Origin of the sequence: Arenimonas sp. MALMAid1274 (assembly GCF_049195245.1) — a bacterium.
Lineage (GTDB): Bacteria > Pseudomonadota > Gammaproteobacteria > Xanthomonadales > Xanthomonadaceae > Arenimonas.
Map to the genome: position 1 here is coordinate 934,733 of NZ_JBMIRR010000027.1, position 18,882 is coordinate 953,614.

At 69.2% G+C, this 18,882-nt stretch carries 17 protein-coding genes, 1 tRNA gene and 1 pseudogene; 8 read left to right on the forward strand and 11 right to left on the reverse strand.

Annotated elements, in window-relative coordinates:
- Positions 1-159 precede the first annotated feature (159 nt).
- The gene (locus ACOQFR_RS12985) at positions 160-1,101 is read left to right on the forward strand and encodes a type II CAAX prenyl endopeptidase Rce1 family protein (protein WP_421382552.1); all 942 of its coding nucleotides are present in this window, start codon (positions 160-162) and stop codon (positions 1,099-1,101) included.
- Here the strand turns inward: ACOQFR_RS12985 and ACOQFR_RS12990 are convergent.
- From ACOQFR_RS12990 to serS, 5 genes are all read right to left on the reverse strand, one after another.
- Positions 1,088-1,543, reverse strand: coding sequence for an SRPBCC family protein (locus tag ACOQFR_RS12990; protein WP_421382554.1), 456 nt, complete (start codon positions 1,541-1,543; stop codon positions 1,088-1,090). The genes ACOQFR_RS12985 and ACOQFR_RS12990 overlap by 14 nt on opposite strands.
- A 105-nt stretch (positions 1,544-1,648) precedes the next feature.
- The gene (locus ACOQFR_RS12995) at positions 1,649-1,837 is read right to left on the reverse strand and encodes a hypothetical protein (RefSeq protein ID WP_421382556.1); all 189 of its coding nucleotides are present in this window, start codon (positions 1,835-1,837) and stop codon (positions 1,649-1,651) included.
- A 110-nt stretch (positions 1,838-1,947) separates the two neighbouring features.
- Positions 1,948-2,037 (reverse strand) — tRNA-Ser (locus ACOQFR_RS13000).
- 43 nt (positions 2,038-2,080) lie between these two features.
- Positions 2,081-3,094 carry a LysR substrate-binding domain-containing protein gene (locus ACOQFR_RS13005; RefSeq protein WP_421382558.1) on the reverse strand — a complete coding sequence of 338 codons (1,014 nt, stop codon included), beginning with the start codon at positions 3,092-3,094 and terminating at the stop codon, positions 2,081-2,083.
- Positions 3,094-4,374, reverse strand: coding sequence for a serine--tRNA ligase (gene serS / locus ACOQFR_RS13010; protein WP_421382560.1), 1,281 nt, complete (start codon positions 4,372-4,374; stop codon positions 3,094-3,096). Before serS ends, ACOQFR_RS13005 begins: the two co-directional genes overlap by 1 nt.
- A 226-nt stretch (positions 4,375-4,600) precedes the next feature.
- On the opposite strand from serS, the gene ACOQFR_RS13015 reads away from it, so the two are divergent.
- A complete protein-coding gene (locus ACOQFR_RS13015; RefSeq protein WP_421382562.1) occupies positions 4,601-5,677 on the forward strand; it encodes a hypothetical protein in 1,077 nt (358 codons plus the stop codon).
- Positions 5,678-5,736: 59 nt separating this feature from the next.
- Here the strand turns inward: ACOQFR_RS13015 and ACOQFR_RS13020 are convergent, their stop codons facing one another.
- The 3 genes from ACOQFR_RS13020 to crcB all read right to left on the reverse strand — a co-directional run bounded on the left by ACOQFR_RS13020 (position 5,737) and on the right by crcB (position 8,530).
- On the reverse strand, positions 5,737-6,303 hold the full coding sequence (locus ACOQFR_RS13020; protein ID WP_421382564.1) for a hypothetical protein: 567 nt from the start codon (positions 6,301-6,303) through the stop codon (positions 5,737-5,739).
- 80 nt (positions 6,304-6,383) lie between these two features.
- Positions 6,384-8,054: an AMP-binding protein gene (locus ACOQFR_RS13025; RefSeq protein ID WP_421382566.1), complete on the reverse strand. Its 1,671-nt coding sequence runs from the start codon at positions 8,052-8,054 to the stop codon at positions 6,384-6,386.
- Positions 8,055-8,140: 86 nt separating this feature from the next.
- On the reverse strand, positions 8,141-8,530 hold the full coding sequence (crcB, locus tag ACOQFR_RS13030; RefSeq protein WP_421382568.1) for a fluoride efflux transporter CrcB: 390 nt from the start codon (positions 8,528-8,530) through the stop codon (positions 8,141-8,143).
- 113 nt (positions 8,531-8,643) lie between these two features.
- Between crcB and ACOQFR_RS13035 the strand changes: the two genes are divergently transcribed.
- Complete coding sequence (locus ACOQFR_RS13035) at positions 8,644-10,410, forward strand: M14 family metallopeptidase (protein ID WP_421382570.1); 1,767 nt, start codon at positions 8,644-8,646, stop codon at positions 10,408-10,410.
- 42 nt (positions 10,411-10,452) lie between these two features.
- Here ACOQFR_RS13035 and ACOQFR_RS13040 read toward each other — a convergent pair whose 3' ends face one another.
- The 3 genes and pseudogenes from ACOQFR_RS13040 to ACOQFR_RS13050 form a co-directional block, all read right to left on the reverse strand.
- Positions 10,453-11,724 (reverse strand): replication-associated recombination protein A, encoded by a 1,272-nt coding sequence (locus tag ACOQFR_RS13040; protein WP_421383300.1) that lies wholly within the window; start codon positions 11,722-11,724, stop codon positions 10,453-10,455.
- A gap of 83 nt (positions 11,725-11,807) precedes the next feature.
- A complete protein-coding gene (lolA, locus tag ACOQFR_RS13045) occupies positions 11,808-12,467 on the reverse strand; it encodes an outer membrane lipoprotein chaperone LolA (protein ID WP_421382572.1) in 660 nt (219 codons plus the stop codon).
- 189 nt (positions 12,468-12,656) lie between these two features.
- Positions 12,657-14,939 (reverse strand): annotated as a pseudogene (locus ACOQFR_RS13050) (DNA translocase FtsK); the annotation flags it as partial.
- Between the two features lie 256 nt (positions 14,940-15,195).
- Here ACOQFR_RS13050 and trxB point away from each other — a divergent pair.
- The 5 genes from trxB (at position 15,196) to ACOQFR_RS13075 (ending at position 18,842) form a co-directional block, all read left to right on the forward strand.
- Complete coding sequence (trxB, locus tag ACOQFR_RS13055) at positions 15,196-16,146, forward strand: thioredoxin-disulfide reductase (protein WP_421382574.1); 951 nt, start codon at positions 15,196-15,198, stop codon at positions 16,144-16,146.
- Positions 16,147-16,239: 93 nt separating this feature from the next.
- The gene (locus ACOQFR_RS13060; protein WP_421382576.1) at positions 16,240-17,394 is read left to right on the forward strand and encodes a GNAT family N-acetyltransferase; all 1,155 of its coding nucleotides are present in this window, start codon (positions 16,240-16,242) and stop codon (positions 17,392-17,394) included.
- On the forward strand, positions 17,363-18,097 hold the full coding sequence (gene aat / locus ACOQFR_RS13065) for a leucyl/phenylalanyl-tRNA--protein transferase (RefSeq protein ID WP_421382578.1): 735 nt from the start codon (positions 17,363-17,365) through the stop codon (positions 18,095-18,097). The genes ACOQFR_RS13060 and aat overlap by 32 nt, the downstream gene beginning before the upstream one ends.
- Before the next feature lie 80 nt (positions 18,098-18,177).
- The gene (gene infA / locus ACOQFR_RS13070; RefSeq protein WP_034211033.1) at positions 18,178-18,396 is read left to right on the forward strand and encodes a translation initiation factor IF-1; all 219 of its coding nucleotides are present in this window, start codon (positions 18,178-18,180) and stop codon (positions 18,394-18,396) included.
- Positions 18,397-18,545: 149 nt separating this feature from the next.
- Positions 18,546-18,842: a hypothetical protein gene (locus ACOQFR_RS13075; RefSeq protein ID WP_421382580.1), complete on the forward strand. Its 297-nt coding sequence runs from the start codon at positions 18,546-18,548 to the stop codon at positions 18,840-18,842.
- Positions 18,843-18,882: the final 40 nt, after the last annotated feature.

Genomic DNA, 18,882 nt, shown 5'->3' on the forward strand with positions numbered 1-18,882 from the left:
GTGCGCCAACATAAGTCAGCGCCGGCACGCGTCCCGCGTCGCGCTGAACTTTGCCCCGAATCACTAACCGGGTGAGAACCCGGGCCGATGCCGGTGCTCGCTATCCTTCCGCCATGGCCGCCAGGCGCTGGCCGCACCGGGGACAAGAGGATGACGCGCATGACGCCCACCGCACGCACGCGACGGCTGGCGCTGGCCCTGCTGCTGCCGGTCGCGCATCTGGCGCTGACGGTGTTCTTCATCTTCGCCAGCCTGCAGTCGGCCACCCAGGATCGCGCGGTGATCTGGGCCGAGGGCAGCCCCGCGCAGCTGGCCGCGCTGGGCGCGAAGGTACAGGGCAATGGCCAGTTCCCCGCGCGGGGCACCATGCCGCAAGGCCTGGCCTCGCAGCGACCTGCGCAATGCCGGGACGGTGCGCGTGCGTTCTCGCTGGGCGGGCTGCGCGCCGAGGAAAGCCATGCGGCGCGGCAGCTGCTGGAAGGGTTGGCGGACGAAGCCGGTGTGCGGGTTTGCCTGAGCGACTACTTCATCCTCAACGAAGTGCCAGGCGAGGCGAGCGGAAATGCGCCGGGGGCCTTGCACCTGTTGCTGCAGTCGCAGCTGATACCTGCGGGGCTGGTGGGGGTGCTGTTCTTCGCACTCGCGCCCCATGCGGGCTTCGCGCCGCGCCCCGCCACGCTGTCGACGCGGGCCTTGCAGGTCGGCGCAGGCTTGCTCGTTGGCATTGGCGCGTGCGCCCTGGGGGCCGCGTTCGACCTCGTGTCAGGCGGCCCCGTCGAAGGCCGATCCGGCCTGTCGATTGCCGCGCTGGGCGTGGGCATGGGCTTTGCGCTGCTGGTGGTCGAGCCGGCCCTGAGCGAGCTGGTGCATCGACACTGGCTGATCACCGTGTCGGAGCCCGCGTTGGGAACCGCGGGTGCCGCGATGTTTTCGGTGCTGGTTTACGTGGCGCTGCAGCTGCCCACCGGACTCGCCGATGTCGGCCGGCCCCTGATCGAGGGGACGCTGCTGGCCCTGCTCTACCTGCGCACGCGCTCGCTGGCGGCCTGCATCACGGCGCACGCGGTGATCGCGGCCTGCGCCTTCCTCATGGCGCCTTGACCGGGCCTTCGGCCACTTCGGCCAACTGGCCCAGGAACCCCTGCCAGGCCCACACGCAGGTTTCGTAGCACGCCGCAGCCGGCGTCAGCCCTTCGTGCTCGAAGTCGATGATGCTGCCGGTGCCGCCGCAGGGACGCACGCGGAAGCGGATCACGGTGTCGCGCCACTCGCCGTCGTGGCCGCGGTCGTCGGTGACCAGCCAGTCGACCGCGCCGTCGGCCGCCTGCGTCACTTCCACGACGATGCCCGGGCGGGTGCCTTCCAGGCACAGCTGGAGCTGGCCACCGATGGTGCCGAGGCCGCGGACGGTGCCGCGCCACCAGGCCTGGATCAGGTCGCGCTGGGTGAGCGCGGCGAACACGCGCTGGGTGCTGGCGTCGCAGGCCTGGCGGTACCGCAGGCTGTCGGCGAGGTCGATGACGAGGGGACTGTGGACGTTCATGGCCGGCTCCGGCGGTCGTTTGGGAAGAAGGGTCAATCTCGGTCTTGCTGTTTGCAGGGCCGACGGCGGGCCGCCCTTGCACGCTGCAACAGGATGCGCAGGCGGTTATCGCGCATGGTCGCGCTCCGGCCGCGGGTCCTCGGTCAGCTGGCCGCTGCGGGCGGGTTCGGCATCCGTGCCGCCCTGCCCCGGTTTTCCGCCGGGACGGCCGCTCTTGTCCTGGTCCAGGTGGCCGTCGCTGTGCGACTCACGGGGGTCGTCGTTGGCCGCGGAAAGCGAGATGGGGAAGTTCATGGCGGGGCTCCGTGGGCGGACGCGGGAGGGCGTCCCACGGAGTCCTTTGCAGGGAGCGTGCCAACCGGGCGGGTAAAAAAAAACGCGCCCGGGAGGACGCGGTTTTGGACTGGCGGAGAGAGTGGGATTCGAACCCACGGAAGGTTTGACCCTTCGGCGGTTTTCAAGACCGCTGCCTTAAACCACTCGGCCATCTCTCCGTTGTGATCGTGTCGCCGGCGCCGTTGCGGGGCCGGCCAAAGTCTAGCGCTTCGCGCCGTTGCCCGGCTTGGCTCCGCCCGCTTCCTGGTCGCCCTGCCCCTTCGGGCACGGCAGGCCGCCGGGGCCGCCGCATTTTAGGCGCGTGTCCTCGATCAGCTTGGGCAGGCGCTCGGCCAGGAAGTCGATGAACACCCGCACCGCCGGCAGCAGGCCGCGGCGGCTGGGGTAGATGGCGTGGCAGATGCCCTGGGGCAGGCTCCACTGCGGCAGCACCACTTCCAGCTGGCCGGTGCGGATCGCGTCGGCACAGGTCAGCTCGGGCAGCAGCACCACGCCCATGCCGTCCACGGCCGCGGCCATCAGCAGCGGGAAGTCGTGCGCCATCAGCGCCGGCTGCAGGTCCACCTTCTGCACCTGGCCCTCGGGGCCGTGCAGGGTCCAGCGCTGGCGGCTGTCGTCCTCGCTCATGCTCAGGGTGGTGTGCTGGGCCAGGTCGCCGGGGACGACGGGGCGGCCCACACGGTCAAGGTATTTCGGGCTGGCCACCAGCAGCTCGCGCAGCTGGCCGAAGCTGCGGGCCACCATCTCGCCGTCGTCGGTGAGCTGGCTGCGCACGCGGATGGCGATGTCGAAGCCTTCCTGGATCACGTCCACGCGGCGGTTGCTGACGTGCAGCTGCAGGCGCACCTGCGGATGTTTCTTCATGAAGTCGGGCAGGATCGGGCCCAGCACTTCCTGCGCGATCGACACCGGGCAGCTGACCTTGATGCTGCCGCGAGGCGAGGCGCTGACGCGGTCCACCGCCTCGCGCGCAGCCTGGGCCTCGGCCAGCATGGTCTGCGCGTGCCGGTACACGCTCTGGCCCACGTCGGTGACGGCGAACTTGCGGGTGCTCCGCTGCAGCAGGCGTACGCCCAGTTCGGTCTCCAGCTGGGCGATGCGGCGGCTGAGCCGGCTCTTGGGCACGCCCAGCGCGCGTTCGGCCGCGGCGAAGCCGCCGTGCTCCACCACCATGGCGTAGAACTGCAGGTCGTTGAGGTCAGGATGGTTGTTCATCAGCCGATCCGCTCCAGGCCGCCAAGGTAGGGGCGCAGGGCCGTGGGCACGGTGAGGCTGCCGTCGGCCTGCTGGTAGTTTTCCATCACCGCGATCAGGCAGCGGCCCACGGCCACGCCCGAGCCATTGAGCGTGTGCACCGGCTCGGGCTTGCCGGTGGCCGGGTTGCGCCAGCGGGCCTGCATGCGCCGGGCCTGGAAATCGCCGCAGTTCGAGCAGCTGCTGATCTCGCGGTAGGTGCCCTGGCTGGGCAGCCACACTTCCAGGTCGAAGGTCTTGATGGCGCCGAAGCCCATGTCGCCGGTGCACAGCAGCACCTTGCGGTAGGGCAGCTCGAGTTTTTCCAGCACCACTTCGGCGCAGCGGGTCATGCGCTCGTGCTCGGCGTCGCTCTCGTCCGGGCGGGCGATGGTCACCAGCTCCACCTTCTCGAACTGGTGCTGGCGGATCATGCCGCGGGTGTCGCGGCCGTGGCTGCCGGCCTCGGCGCGGAAGCACATCGAGTGCGCGGTCATGCGCATCGGCAGCGCGGAGTCGTCCACGATCTCGTCGCGCACGATGTTGGTCAGCGGCACTTCGCTGGTGGGGATCAGGTAGCGGCGGCTGTCGCCGACGTCGGTGGCGAACAGGTCTTCCTCGAACTTGGGCAGCTGGCCGGTGCCCTTCATGCTGTCGGCGTTGACGATCAGCGGCACGTTCACCTCAAGGTAGTCGTGCTGCTGCGTGTGCAGGTCCAGCATGAACTGCGCCAGCGCGCGGTGCAGCCGCGCCAGCGGGCCGCGCAGCACGGTGAAGCGCGCGCCGCTGAGCTTGGCGGCGGTATCGCCGTCCAGCCAGCCGTCGCGGTTGCCCAGCTCCACGTGGTCCTTCACCGGGAAGTCGAACTCGCGCGGCACGCCGTAGCGGCGCACTTCCTGGTTGTCGGCTTCGCTGGCGCCGACCGGCACGCTGTCGTGCGGCAGGTTGGGCACGGCCAGGGCGATGCGGTCGATCTCGGCGCGGATCTGCTCCAGCCCAAGCTCGGAGGTTTTCAGCTCGTCGGCCAGGCCGGCCACCTCGGCCATCAGCGCGGCGGTGTCCTCGCCCCTGGCCTTGGCCTGCCCGATCGCCTTGGATCGCGTGTTGCGCAGGTTCTGCAGTTCCTGGGTGCGGGTCTGCAGCTGCTTGCGCTCGGACTCCAGCCCCTCCAGCGCGGCCACGTCCAGGTCAAAGCCGCGGGTGGCCTTCAGGCGCGCGGCGGTCTGGGCCAGCTGGCCGCGCAGCAGGATCGGGTCGAGCATGGGTCATTCCAAATTTGAAACGGGAGACGCGATTATCCTCCTCCTCCGCGCAGTCGTGCAACGAGCGAGCCCGGATGTCCGGACTCGTGTCGCCGTCCCGGTCGCCCAAAGCTCCCCCGGGTCGGGAGGTCGTGCCCCCAATGGCCCCAAATTGACCTCCCTCCCGTTCTATTGATCAGACGAGCCAGCCGGTTCGCCACCCGCACCACTGCCCGGAGCCTCCTGCATGAACAGCAAAGCGGTCCTTTCCCTCTCCCTCGTCGGCGCGATCGCGCTCGGACTGTGTGCCAACGTCTCGGCTGCCGTCCCCGGCGCCCAGCGCAGCAATGCCGTCGCGCAGACCTCGGTCGAGACCGGCAAGCTCACCCCGCGCCAGCGCGGCGAACTCACCCGCCAGCTCGTGCTCAAGTGGGGCAGCTACGTGCAGCAGGTCCATGGCGTGCCCGTGCGCACCTGGGCCGAGCGCATGGTTCCGTCGCTGATCCAGGCCGACTCGGCCAATTTCCGCGCCGCGGTCAAGCGCGACACCTTCGAGGGCGCGATGGCCGAGCTGACCGGCACCGGCCACCGCATCAACGACGAGGGCGTGATCACCAAGCTCGCCTTTAGTGACGCCGACCAGACCAAGGCCCTGGGCGCTCTGGGCAACGACCTGGTCTATACCCCGGTCGCCCCGTGCCGCATCCTGGACACCCGCAACGTTGCCGCCGGCGCCATTGCCGCCAACAGCACCCGCAACTTCGTGGCCTTCGGCGTTTCCAGCTTCGCCAGCCAGGGCGGCAGCGCCACCAACTGCGGCGTGAACCCGCTGGCGGCGACGGCGGTCGCGATCAACCTGACTGCCGTCACGCCCGCCGGCGCTGGTTACGCCACCGCCTACCCGTTCGGCACGACCCAGCCGGTCGCCGCCAGCATCAACTACGCCAGCGGCGCGATCGTCAACAACGCGCTGATCGTGCAGACGCCGAACCCGATCGCGACGTTCGACTTCACCCTGTACTCCTTCGCCCAGTCGCACTACGTGGCCGACATCGTGGGTTACTTCGCGCCGCCGGTGGCGACCGCGCTGCAGTGCGTGGAGACCACCAAGACCGTTGTCAACATCGTGGCCAACGGTACCGCCAATGCGAATGCCCCGGCCTGCGCCGCCGGCTACACGCAGACCGCAACCAACTGCGAGTCGTCGGACTGGCTGGTGCCGTTCGTGTTCATCAACGCCGGCACCTGCTCGGCCCGCAACAACAGTGCGGGCGCGCAGGAAATCCGCGCGTCGCGCACCTGCTGCCGCGTGCCGGGCCGCTGATCCGTCGCTGAGCTAGTCCGGAGGCCGGTCATCCTTGATGCCCGGCCTCTTTTTTTGCCTCAGCGCCGGCGACGCCCGAGCCACCAGGCCATCGGCAGCCCCGCCAGGAACCAGCCGACGCCGGTCATGATCAGGCTGCCGGCGGTGAACTGCACTGGGAACCGGTACCAGTTCCAGTACGGCACGCTGATCACCAGCCAGGCGAACAGGCCCATCACCGTGGCGATGGTCACGCGCTTTCCGAAGCTGAAGTTGCCCAGGCTCATCACCCAGGCCGCCAGCAGTGCGGCCAGTGTGCAGGTGCCGAACTCGGTGGCCAGCTGCGGGCCCATGGCCATGCCGTCGCGGCCGACCGGCTGGTAGATGATCACGGCATTGGGCTGGGCCACGGCCTTGGCCGAATAGGCGGCCACGGCAGCGGTGTCTTCGTATTGCTCGGGCGCGAGCCCGGGCACCATGTAGACGCCGGCCTGCGCCGGCAGGCCCTGCTTGAGCGCGGCCAGCACGACATCCTCGTTACTGGCTTCACCCATGCCCATGTTGCCGGTGGGCAGCAGCATGTGCGACACGAAACCCCAGCAGAACAGCATGACGCCACCCAGCAGGGCGGCAATGACCAGGCGCATGGCGATACTCCCTCCCCAGGAAGAAACCCGAGCCTACGCCCGGGCCTTCACGCCGCCAAGTGCCGCGGCCAGCGGCCGGATCAGCGCAGTTCGCGCCGCAGGATCTTGCCCACCGCCGACTTGGGCAGGCTGTCTCGGAACTCGATCCGCTTGGGCTGCTTGTAGCCGGTGAGGTTCTTGCGGCAGTGCGCCCGCAGGTCGTCCTCGGTCAGGGCCGGATCCCGGCGTACGACCACCAGTCGTACCGCCTCGCCGCATTTCTCGTCGGGCATGCCGACCACGGCCGCTTCCAGCACGCCGGGGTGCAAGGCCACGACGTCCTCGATCTCGTTGGGGAAGACGTTGAAGCCCGAGACCAGGATCATGTCTTTGCGCCGGTCGAGCAGGAAGTAATAGCCCTGCTCGTCCTGGCGCGCGATGTCGCCGGTGCGGAACCAGCCGCCTTCGAAAAACGCCACACGCGTTTCCTCCGGCTGCTGCCAGTAGCCGGTGGTCATCTGCGGGCCGCGTGCGCAGAGCTCGCCCGCCTCCCCGGGCGCCACCTCGCGCCCGGACTCGTCGCGCAGGCTGATCTCCACCTCGCCCAGGGCCAGCCCGATGGAACCGACAGGGTTAGGGCCGTCCCAGCGGTTGTAGGTGATGGCGGCGCTGGTTTCGGAGAGGCCGTAGCCCTCGACCACGTCCTTGCCGGTCAGCTGCTTCCAGCGCTCGGCGGTGCCGCGGCGCAGCGCGGTGCCGCCCTGCAGGCACAGTTTCATGCCCGACAGGTCGAGGCGCGCGAAGTCCGGCGAGTTCATCAGCGCGTCGTACAGCGTGTTGACGCCCGAGAAGAAGGCGGGCTTCTCCCTGTCCAGCGTGGCGACCAGCGCGGGAATGTCGCGCGGGTTGGTCACCAGTACCGCGTGGTAGCCGTGGGTGAGCGTGTAGACCAGGTTGGTGAACGCGGCGATGTGGTAGATCGGCAGGCAGATCACGAACACATCGGTGGCCGGATCCATCGCCAGCCCAAAGCACTGCTCGGCGGCGGCCACGTTGGCCACCAGTGCCCGGTGCGGCAGCACGGCGCCCTTGGAAAGGCCGGTGGTGCCGCCGGTGTACTGCAGCTGGGCGGTGTCGGTGGCATGGGCCTGCGACACCACGCGCGGGTGGGCGGCGCCGCGTGCCAGGGCCGTCGGCCATGGCAAGGCGCCGGGCAACGAGAACGGCGGCACCATTTTCTTGACGCGCTTGACGACGAAGTTGACCAGGGCCGACTTCGGCCACGACAGGTGGTCGGCCACCCGCGTGGTGATCACCTGGCGCACGGGCGTGCCCGGCAGCGCTTCGGCGGCGACGGCGCCGAAGTTCTCCAGCACCAGCAGCACCGATGCGCCCGAGTCCACCAGCTGGTGCCTCAGCTCGCGCGCGGTGTACATCGGGTTGACCAGCACCGCCACCAGGTCGGCGCGCTGCACGCCCAGCACGGCCACCGGGTACTGCAGCAGGTTGGGCAGCATGATCGCCACCCGCTCGCCCGCGGCCAGGCCCAGGTCATGCCGCAGGTAGGCGGCGAAGTCGGCGCTGAGCCGGTCGATGTCGCGGAAGCTGAGGCGATGGCCGAGGTTGCTGACCGCCGGGCGGTCGCCGTGGCGCTGGCAGGCTTCGATCAGCAGCTGCGGCAGCGTCTTGCCGGCGTCGAAGGCCGCGCTGGCGACGTTGCGGAACTCGCGCTGCGCGAGCACCGAGGGGACCTGGCTTCCGAAAGGTTTCATCCCGCGTCCCCTGCCCTTTTTGGCCACGATAACCCGCTGGCGCCGTGGCCGCCACGCAAGCGCGTCCCGGCGGCGCCGCGCAGCGGTTACGCGGGCCGGACCAGCTCGGCGAGGCGCGCACCCGCCCATACCAGCGCGAAGCCGCCGGCCAGGGTGATGCCCAGGTACAGCGCCAGCATTCCCGGCCGCGCCCCGCGCGCGTAGATCAGGCACTCGATCATCAGCGCCGAATACGTGGTCAGTCCGCCGAGCACGCCGACGATGAGGAAGGCCCGCAGCGACAGCGCGCCGGGCCCGCGGCCTTCGAGCCAGATCAGCAGGAAGCCCGCCAGGAAGCTGCCCGCCAGGTTCACCGCCAGCGTGCCCCAGGGCAGCCCCTGACCCAGCTGACGCAGCAGCCACGCGCCGATCAGGTAACGCGCGCCGGCGCCGAGGGCGCCGCCGGCCATCACCAGTGCTAGCAGGTTCCAGTTCACGGGCCGAGCCTAGCCCATCCGGCCCGCAGGCCGGAAGCGCACGTAGGCTCTCTCGTTGCCGCCGGCTCGCCGGTCGCTGCTACGCTTGGCGCTTTCCCGCCTGGTGCCGCCCGATGCGCTTGTTGACTGCACTGTTGATTGCCCTGCTCGCCTCCACCAGCCAGGCTGCCCCGGCGCCCCTGTCCACGGTGTCGGAGGCTTCCGGCTTCACCCGCACGGGCCGCTACGAGGAGGTGATTGCGCTGTGTGAGGCCTTCGCCCTCGCGTATCCGCAGTCGGTGCGCTGCCTGGACTTCGGCACCACGCCACAGGGTCGGCCGATGAAGGCACTGGTGGCGTCCACGCGCGGCGTGCTGACGCCGGAACAGGCGCGTGAATCGGGGCTGCCCGTGGTGTTGATCCAGGGCGGCATCCACGCCGGCGAGATCGACGGCAAGGACGCGGGCTTCCTGGCGCTGCGCGAGGTGCTGGAAGGCAAGGCCGCCAAGGGCGCGCTGGACAAGCTGGTGTGGGTGTTCGTGCCGGTGTTCAATGTGGACGGGCACGAGCGGTTCGGCGCCTGGAACCGTCCCAACCAGCGCGGCCCGGTGGAAATGGGCTGGCGCACCACCGCGCAGAACTACAACCTCAATCGCGATTACCTGAAGGCCGACTCGGCCGAGATGCGTGCCATGCTGGGCCTGGTGCAGCAGTGGGACCCGCTGGCGGTGGTGGACCTGCACGTCACCAACGGCGCGCAGTTCGAGCATGACGTGTCGATCCAGGTGGAGCCCGTGCACGCAGGCGATGCGGACCTGCGCAAGGTCGGCCGGCAGTGGCGGGACGGCGTAATGGCCGACCTGGCCCGGCAGGGCTCCCTGCCCCTGCCCTTCTACCCCTCGTTCGTGAAGTACGACGACCCCAGCTCCGGCATCGAGGACGGCGTCGCGCCACCGCGCTTCTCCACCGGCTACTTCTGGCTGCGCAACCGGCTGGGCATGCTGGTGGAAACGCACGCGTGGAAGTCCTATCCGGTGCGCGTGCGGGTGACGCGCAATACCATCGTGTCGGTGCTTGAGCACATCGCCGACCGGGGCGCGACCTGGCGCGAGACCATGCTGGCCGCCGATGCACGCGGATCCACCGCGCGCGATGCGCTGGCGCCGCTGTCGTACACGGCCACGCCGAAGGTGCGCATGATCGATTTCCGCGGCTATGCCTACACGCGCACGCCCTCGGACGTCTCCGGCGCGCTGATGACCAGCTACGACGAAACCAAGCCGCAGGTGTGGAAGATGCCCGTTCGCGACGAGGTGGTGCCGCTGCTGTCGGTGGCGCCGCCGGCGGCCGGCTACCTGGTGCCGGCGGAGCATGCGGGCTGGGTTTCTTCCCGCCTCGACGTGCATGGACTCGCGTACCGCCGCATCGCGGCGGCGGATGACGCCGCGGTGGAAGCCTTCCGCGCGCAGAAGGCCAGCCCGTCGGCGCAGTCGGTCGAGGGCCACCAGACGATGACGCTGGCGGGCGCCTGGGCGGCCGAGCGTCGCGACGTGCCGGCGGGAAGCCTGTTCGTGCCGATCGACCAGCCGCGCTGGCGCGTGGTGATGGCCCTGCTCGAGCCGGAGGCCCCGGACTCGCTGGCGGCCTGGGGCGACTTCAACAACGCCTTCGAGCGCAAGGAGTACATGGAGGACTACGTGGCCGAGCAGGTGGCCCGGGACATGATGGCGAAGGATCCGGCCCTGCGCGCCGCCTTCGAGCGCAAGCTGGCGGAAGAGCCGGAGTTCGCGGCCAGCCCGGCGGCGCGACTGGCCTATTTCCACGAGCGGCATGCGTCCTGGGACGAGCGCTACAACCTGTATCCGGTGCTGCGGGTTGCCGAGGCGCCCGGTGCCGATTGACGCCGTCGCGTAGTTTCCGCGGGCCGTGTCGGGTGGCGCGGTTCAGGACTTTCCGCGGGCCGCCTCGCGCGCGGCGCGCAGCCGGTCCAGCTTGTCCTTGAGCTTGATCTCCAGCCCGCGGTCCACCGGCTGGTAATAGACCTTCTCGCCCATCGCGTCGGGGAAGGCCGTCTGGTCCAGCGCGATGCCTTCGGGGGCGTCGTGGTCGTACTGGTAGCCGGTGCCGTAGCCCAGCTCCTTCATCAGCCTGGTCGGCGCGTTGCGCAGGTGCATCGGCACGTCCTGGGTGCCGTGCTCGCGCACGTCGGCCTGGGCGGCCTTGAAGGCCACGTAGCCGGCGTTGGATTTGGCGCAGCTGGCCAGGTAGATCACCAGCTGGGCCAGGGCCAGGTCGCCCTCGGGGCTGCCCATGCGTTCGTAGGCGTCCCAGGTTTCGATGGCCATCTGCAGGGCGCGCGGGTCGGCCAGGCCGACGTCCTCGATGGCCATGCGGGTCATGCGCCGGGCCAGGTAGACCGGGTCGCAGCCGCCGTCGAGCATGCGCGCGAACCAGTACAGCGCGGCGTCGGGATTGGAGCTGCGCACGGATTTGTGCAGCGCCGAGATCTGGTCGTAGAACTGTTCGCCCTGCTTGTCGAAGCGGCGCGTGCGGTCGGCCAGCACCTGCACCAGGGTGGCCTGGGTGATGTGGCCGCCTTCATCGGCGGCCAGCTCGGCGGCGATTTCCAGCAGCGTGAGTCCGCGGCGCACGTCGCCATCGGCCGCGCCGGCGATCTCCTGCAGGCGCTCGTCGTCCACGGTGATGCCCTGCCCGCCCAGGCCGCGGGTGTCGTCGGCCAGGGCGCGCTTGAGCGCCTGCACGATGTCGTCGCGCGAGACGGCTTCCAGCACGTGCACGCGGCAGCGCGAGAGCAGCGCGGAATTGAGTTCAAACGAGGGATTTTCGGTGGTGGCGCCGACGAACAGGATGCTGCCGCGTTCGATATGCGGCAGGAAGGCGTCCTGCTGGGTCTTGTTGAAGCGGTGCACCTCGTCCACGAACAGGACGGTGCGGCGGCCTTCGCCGAAGCGGCGCTCGGCGGCGGCCAGCACCTCACGCACCTGCGGCAAGCCCGACAGGACGGCGGAAATGGCCACGAATTCGGCCTCGGCGTAGCGCGCCAGCAGCAGGGCCAGGGTGGTCTTGCCGCAGCCGGGCGGGCCCCAGAGGATCATGGAATGCACGCGGCCCGACTCCACCGCGCGCCGCAGCGCCGAGCCCGGGGCTACCAGGCGGCGCTGGCCCACCATTTCCTCGATCGAGGCCGGCCGCATGCGTTCGGCCAGCGGCTTGAGGCCCTCCGGCGGCTGGAACAGCGACTCCTCGCCCGCCCGACCGCGGTCCTGGCGGGTGCGGCTCATTCGGCCAGGGGCAGCACTTCGGCCGATTCGGCGACATCGCCGACCTGGTCCACGCCTTCGGGCTTGACGAACACGAAGGTGCCCGCGGCGAAGGCCGGGTTGCGCTTCCAGGTCGAGAAACCCATCACCGTGCGCTGGCCGAGGCCATCGAACAGCTCCATCCGCACCAGGCCGCGCGGGCCGAAGCCCAGCCGGGCGCGGTCGAACGGCGCTTCATCGGCTTTCTTCGGCACCAGCAGCAGCCAGTCCAGGCCCTGGCCCTTGCCGCCTTCACTGACCTTGAATTGGCGCTCCAGCTCGGCCGGGTCGATCAGCATGGCGAGCGGGCTGTTCTGCTCTTCCAGGCTCTGCTGGCGCACGGTGACCTGCTCCATGTCCGGATCGTAGATCCAGATATGGTCGCCATCGGCCACCAGAAGCTGCGGGTGCGGCTTCTCGTACTCCCAGCGAAATTGGCGCGGCGCCTTGAGCTGCACGCTGCCGATCGAGGTTTCTGTGAGCCCACCGTTGGGGTCGTAGACCCGCTGCTCGAACCGCGCCGACAAGCCCTGCACGTCCTTGCTGAAACTGTCGAGCTGCTGCCGCGCAGTGGCCGCATCCGCCCCGCCCGACAACACCAGCAGGCACACGGCAATCAAGGCAAAAAGAGATTTCATGGCGATTTCCAAGGAATTGCGCGGGAGCATGCCGCCCCCCGCCTGAACAAGGCCGAAAAACCCACTGAAATCCTGGGTCAGAGTACGTTTAGAAATCCGGGGTCAGAGTACGTTTAGGAAGCGCGTCGCGAGGGGATAGCGAACTTGTCCTGCTTCCTAAACGTACTCTGACCCCGGATTCCCCGCATTTTAGCGGGGGGGTGGGGGGGCTATGACGGTGCGGTCGCCGTTGTGTTCGGGGCCGGAGACGATGCCGGCGGCTTCCATGGCCTCGATCAGGCGGGCCGCGCGGTTGTAGCCGATCTTGAGGCGGCGCTGGACGCCGGAGATGGACGCGCGCCGGGTTTCGGTGACCACCTTCACCGCTTCGTCGTACAGCGGGTCGGACTCGTCGCCGGAGCTGCCGGCTTCGGGCAGGCCGCCGGGGCCGACCACCACGCCATCGCCCATCATCTGGATCTCTTCCAGCACGCCCTCGATGTAGTCCGGGCCGCCGCCGGTCTGGCGCAGGTGCGCCACCACGCGGTGCACCTCGTCATCGCTGACGAAGGCGCCGTGCACGCGCTCGGGCATGGCGGTGCCGGGCGGCAGGTACAGCATGTCGCCGTTGCCCAGCAGCGTCTCGGCGCCGGATTGATCAAGGATCGTGCGCGAGTCGATCTTGCTGGACACCTGGAACGCGATGCGGGTCGGGATGTTCGCCTTGATCAGGCCCGTGATCACGTCCACCGACGGCCGCTGCGTGGCCAGGATGAGGTGGATGCCGGCGGCGCGGGCCTTCTGCGCCAGGCGCGCGATCAGCTCTTCGACCTTCTTGCCGACGATCATCATCATGTCGGCGAATTCGTCGATGAACACGACGATGTAGGGCAGTTCCTCCAGCGTGCGCGGCGCCTCGCCCAGGTCCGGGTTGGGCCGGAACAGCGGGTCCACCAGCGGCTGGCCGGCGTCGCGCGCATCCTTGACCTTGCGATTGAAGCCGGCCAGGTTGCGCACGCCCACCGCGCTCATCAGCTTGTAGCGGCGCTCCATTTCGGCCACGCACCAGCGCAGGCCATTGGCGGCCTCCTTCATGTCGGTGACCACCGGCGCCAGCAGGTGCGGGATGTTCTGGTAGACCGACAGCTCCAGCATCTTGGGGTCGATCATCAGCATGCGCACTTCCTTGGCGGTGGCCTTGTACAGCAGGCTCAGCACCATGGCGTTCACGCCCACCGACTTGCCCGAACCCGTGGTGCCCGCCACCAGCAGGTGCGGCATGCGCGCCAGGTCCACCACCACCGGCCGGCCGCCGATGTCCTTGCCCAGCGCCATCGCCAGCGGCGAGGCCAGCTTGTCGTATTCCTTCGAGCGCAGGATCTCGCTGAGGTAGATGGTTTCGCGGTGCGAATTGGGGATTTCCAGGCCCACCACCGACTTGCCCGGGATCACGTCCACCACGCGCACCGACTTCACCGACAGGCCGCGGGCGATGTCCTTGTCCAGCGAACTGATCTGGCTGCCCTTGACGCCCGGCGCAGGCTCCATCTCGAAGCGGGTGATCACCGGGCCGGGGTAGGCCCCGACCACCTGCACCTCGACCCGGAAGTCCTTGAGCTTGAACTCGATCTGGCGCGACAGCGTTTCCAGCGTTTCCTCGGAATAACCCTTGGGCTGTTCCTTGGGATCGTCCAGCAACGACAGCGGCGGCAGCCCTTCGCCGCCGGCGGCGTTGAACAGCGGGATCTGCTGCTCGCGCTGGGCCCGCTCGGACTTCTCGATCACCGACTTGGCTGGCGGTTCGATCCGCACCGGCTCGCGCTTGGCGCGCTTGGCGGTGTCGACCTTGCGCACTTCCTCCCGCTCCTCGCGCAGCACGCGGGCGCGCTGCCATTCGGCGGCCTGCTTCGCGCCCTGGCCGAAGCGGCCCAGCAGCTTCAGGATCTGCGCGCCGATCCAGTCCATCAGCGCGAACCAGCTCAGGCCCGTGGCCAGGGTGATGGACATCAGAACCACGGCGACCAGGAACAGGTTGCCGCCCATGCCGCCGAACACGGTGCGCATGGACGTCCCCACCAGCTGGCCCAGGATGCCGCCGGACTCGGCCGGCAGGTTCGGCGCCGCGCCGCCCTGGGTGTGGGCCAGGCCGCAGGCCGTGACCAGGAAACCGACGATGCCGATCAGGCGCAGCGCGGGGCCGAAGTCCACCCGGCCATCGCCGTCCGAATCCAGGCCGAACAGCGCGATCCACGCGATGCCGCCCAGCACCAGCGGGATGGTGTAGGCCACGTAGCCGAAGAACCAGAACGCCAGGTCGGCCAGGTAGGCGCCGACGATGCCGCCGAAGTTGTGCAGCGGCCCGGCCACGCTGCCGGTGCGCGACCAGCCCGGATCGTCGGTGTGGTAGCTCAGCAGGCTCGCCAGCAGGTACAGCAGCAAGGGCGAGATGGCGACCAAGGCCAGTTCGCGCCAGAGTTTCTGGCGGCGGTCGAGGCCGGCGGTGGAGCTTCGATCTGCGGTTCGCGCCACTGAGAGAAAAGACCTCAGGAAAACGTTATAGACGGCTGTTTATACAGCAATTGCCGGCGCGTTGCCTCGGCCACAAGTCCTGCCCGCCGAAACACAGAGGAAACCGGGTTCGCCTTGATTTGGCCCCCTTCGCCCTCCAAGCTACAGGACCTTCGCAGCCACCTCCGGAGCCTTGCTCCGGCGCCGCCGCGCTGCCCCTTTCCTGACCGAAGAATCATACATGACCGCCCCCAAGCACAGCCGCCTGCTCATCCTCGGCTCCGGCCCCGCCGGCTACGCCGCCGCGGTCTACGCCGCCCGCGCCAACCTCAAGCCGGTGCTGATCACCGGCCTGCAGCAGGGTGGCCAGCTGATGACCACCACCGAGGTGGACAACTGGCCCGGCGACGCCCACGGCCTGATGGGCCCGGACCTGATGGCGCGCATGCAGGCGCATGCCGAACGCTTCGAGACCGAGATCCTGTTCGACCACATCCACACCGTGGAGCTGGGCCGGCGCCCGTTCCGCCTGGTGGGCGACAGCGGCGAATACACCGCCGACGGCCTGATCATCGCCACCGGCGCCAGCGCCAAGTACCTGGGCATTCCGTCCGAGCAGCGCTTCATGGGCAAGGGTGTGTCGGCCTGCGCCACCTGCGACGGCTTCTTCTTCCGCGACCAGGACGTGGCGGTGATCGGCGGCGGCAACACCGCGGTCGAGGAAGCGCTGTACCTGAGCAACATCGCCCGCAAGGTCTACCTGGTGCACCGCCGCGACAAGCTGCGTTCGGAGAAGATCCTGCAGGACAAGCTGTTCGCCAAGGCCCAGGCCGGCAAGGTCGAGATCATCTGGGACCACGCGGTGGACGAGGTGCTGGGCGACGACACCGGCGTCACCGGCATGCGCATCCGCTCGACCAAGGACGACACGCCGCGCGAGATCGCGGTGCAGGGCTTCTTCGTGGCCATCGGCCACACGCCCAACACCTCGCTGTTCGAGGGCCAGCTGGAAATGCGCAACGGTTACCTGACCATCAAGTCGGGCCTGGACGGCAACGCCACCGCCACCTCGGTGCCGGGGGTGTTCGCCGCCGGCGACGTGGCCGACCAAGTCTACCGTCAGGCCATCACCTCGGCCGGCTTCGGCTGCATGGCGGCGCTGGACGCCGAGAAGTTCCTCGACAAGGAATAAGCCGTGCCGGCGGCGACCCGGTGCCGGCCTCGCGGCGGGTACCGGTTGTTGAGCACCACGTACACACGGCATCCCCGGACCGGCAGGTAGGCTGTGGCCATGGACCTGCGACTGCACGAGCGCATCGACGAGATCCCCGCCGCGGCCTGGGACGGGCTGCATGACGGCGCCAATCCCTTCGTCGCGCATGCCTTCCTGTCCGGCCTGGAACAGCAGGGTTGCCTGCGTCCGCGCTGGGGGTGGACACCGCGCCATGCCTCGCTCTGGCAGGACGGGCAACTGGTGGCCGCGGCTCCGGCCTACCTCAAGGGCAATTCGCACGGCGAGTTCGTGTTCGACCATGCCTGGGCCAACGCCTACGCACGCTACGGCCAGGCCTATTTTCCGAAATGGCTGGTGGCCGTGCCCTACTCGCCCGTCACCGGCCCGCGCCTGCTCGCGCACGACCCGGCGCATCGCCTGGCGCTGGCGCGCGCGCTGGTGGACCGGGCCGGACGCGACGGCCTGTCGTCGGTGCATGTGAACTTCCACGGCGAGGACGAGTCGGCGGCGTTCGGGGGACCGTGGCTGGCGCGCGAGGACGTGCAGTTCCACTGGCGCAACCGCGGCTGGCGCGACTTCGACGATTTCCTGGCGGCGCTGCAGCCCAAGAAGCGCAAGAACCTGCGCCAGGAGCGCGACAAGGTGCGCCGCGCCGGCTACCGCTTTCGCACCGTGCACGGCGACGAGGCCAGCGACGACGACCTGGCGCGCATGCACGGCTTCTACTGCCGCACCTTCGCCGACTACGGCAACCATCCGGCCCTGAGCCTTGATTTCTTCCGGCACCTGGCGCGCACGATGCCGCGTCAGGTGGTGATCTTCCTGGCCGACGCGGGCGACGAGGCCGTGGCCGGCGCGTTCTGCCTGCGCGGCGGCGACCGGCTGTACGGTCGCTACTGGGGCAGCAGCGAAGCGGTGCCGGCGCCCGGCCTGCATTTCGAGACTTGCTACTACCAGGGCATCGACTACTGCCTGCGCGAAGGCCTGCAGGTGTTCGAACCCGGCGCCCAGGGCGAGCACAAGATCGCGCGCGGCTTCCTGCCCGTGACCACCCGCAGCCACCACTGGCTGGCCGACCCCGCCTTCGCCAGCGCGATCGCCGACTGGTGCGCCCAGGAACGTGAGGGCACTGCGGGGTATCGTGCGTCCATCCTGGCCCACGGCCCCTACCGCGATGCCGATCCGACTACCGCTGCTGCCGGCTGATCCCAACGGTGCCTTCCCGCCGGCAGGACAGGCGCTTCGGGAGCCCAACGGCCTGCTGGCCATGGGCGGCGACCTGTCGGCGCCGCGGCTGCTCAACGCTTACCGGCACGGCATCTTTCCCTGGTATTCGGAAGGCGAGCCGATCCTGTGGTGGTGCCCGGACCCGCGCATGGTGTTCGACACGGCGAGCTTCCGGCTACCGTCGCGATTCCGGCGATGGCTGCGGCGCAGCGCCTGGCAGGTAAACGCCGACGGCGCCTTCGCCGCGGTGATCGACGCCTGCGCGCGCAGCCCGCGGCCGGGCCAGGACGGCACCTGGATCACGCGCGACATGCGCAGCGCCTACCTGGCGCTGCACCGACAGGGGCACGCGCACAGCATCGAAGTCCATGACGGCCCCCGGCTGGTCGGCGGCATCTACGGCGTGGCCGTGGGGCGCATGTTCTTCGGGGAAAGCATGTTCAGCGCCGAGCCCGGCGGCTCCAAGGTGGCCCTGGCCGCGCTGGCCCGGCACCTGGCCCGGCACGGCTGGCCGCTGATCGACGCCCAGGTCGAGAACCCGCACCTGGTGTCGCTCGGCGGCCGGCGACTGGCCCGCCCCGAATTCCTGGCCCGGGTCGCGCAATTGGCGGCAGAGCCCGTCGCACCGGGCTCCTGGGCCGGCACCCTGCCCGCCTTCGCGGCCTCGGAGCTGTCGGCTTAACCAAATTTTTGCAAGCCCGGCAAGGACATGGCAGAATGCGCGGCTTCCAAGGGCGGCTTTTCCGTCCAGCGCAATCAAGAATGTCCAAAGACGATTCCATCGAATTCGAAGGCACGGTGCTCGAGACCCTTCCGAACACCATGTTCCGGGTCAAGCTCGAGAACGGCCACGTCATCACCGCCCACATCTCCGGTCGCATGCGCAAGAACTACATCCGCATCCTCACCGGCGACAAGGTCAAGGTCGAGATGACCCCCTACGACCTGACCAAGGGCCGCATCACCTACCGCATGAAGTAAGGCGCGCTGCGCCCGACGCCGGCAGCACGGCCTTCAGGCCGGATGCTCGGCAAGCAACGGCGGCCCTGTGCCGCCGTTTTGTTTTGCCCGGTCTTCGCGCGCTCCAACCCCGGCGTTAGAATCAGCCGCCGCAAGTCCGGAGCCAGCCCATGCCAAGCCAAGCACCCAAGGCCGACGTTCCTTTTCTGGGGGTGGCGACGGCGGTCATCTTCTTTCTGGCCGCCTGGGGTGCCAGCTTCAGCCGGACCTGTGAGAGCGATGGCTGCATCGGCATGGTGTTTCCGGTGGGCGCGGCCCTGCTGACCCTGGCGGTGCAGCTGTTCGTGCTCATCCCGGTCCACGTCATCCGGTCCAAGGGCGGGAGCGGACCCCGCCCCCGCGTTGGCGTGTGGATCGCGGCCTCGATCGCGGCGTTCCTGATTCCGATGCTGTTCGCAGAAATCTGACCGGGCCCATCACAACAATGCCCGCCACGAAGGGCGGGCA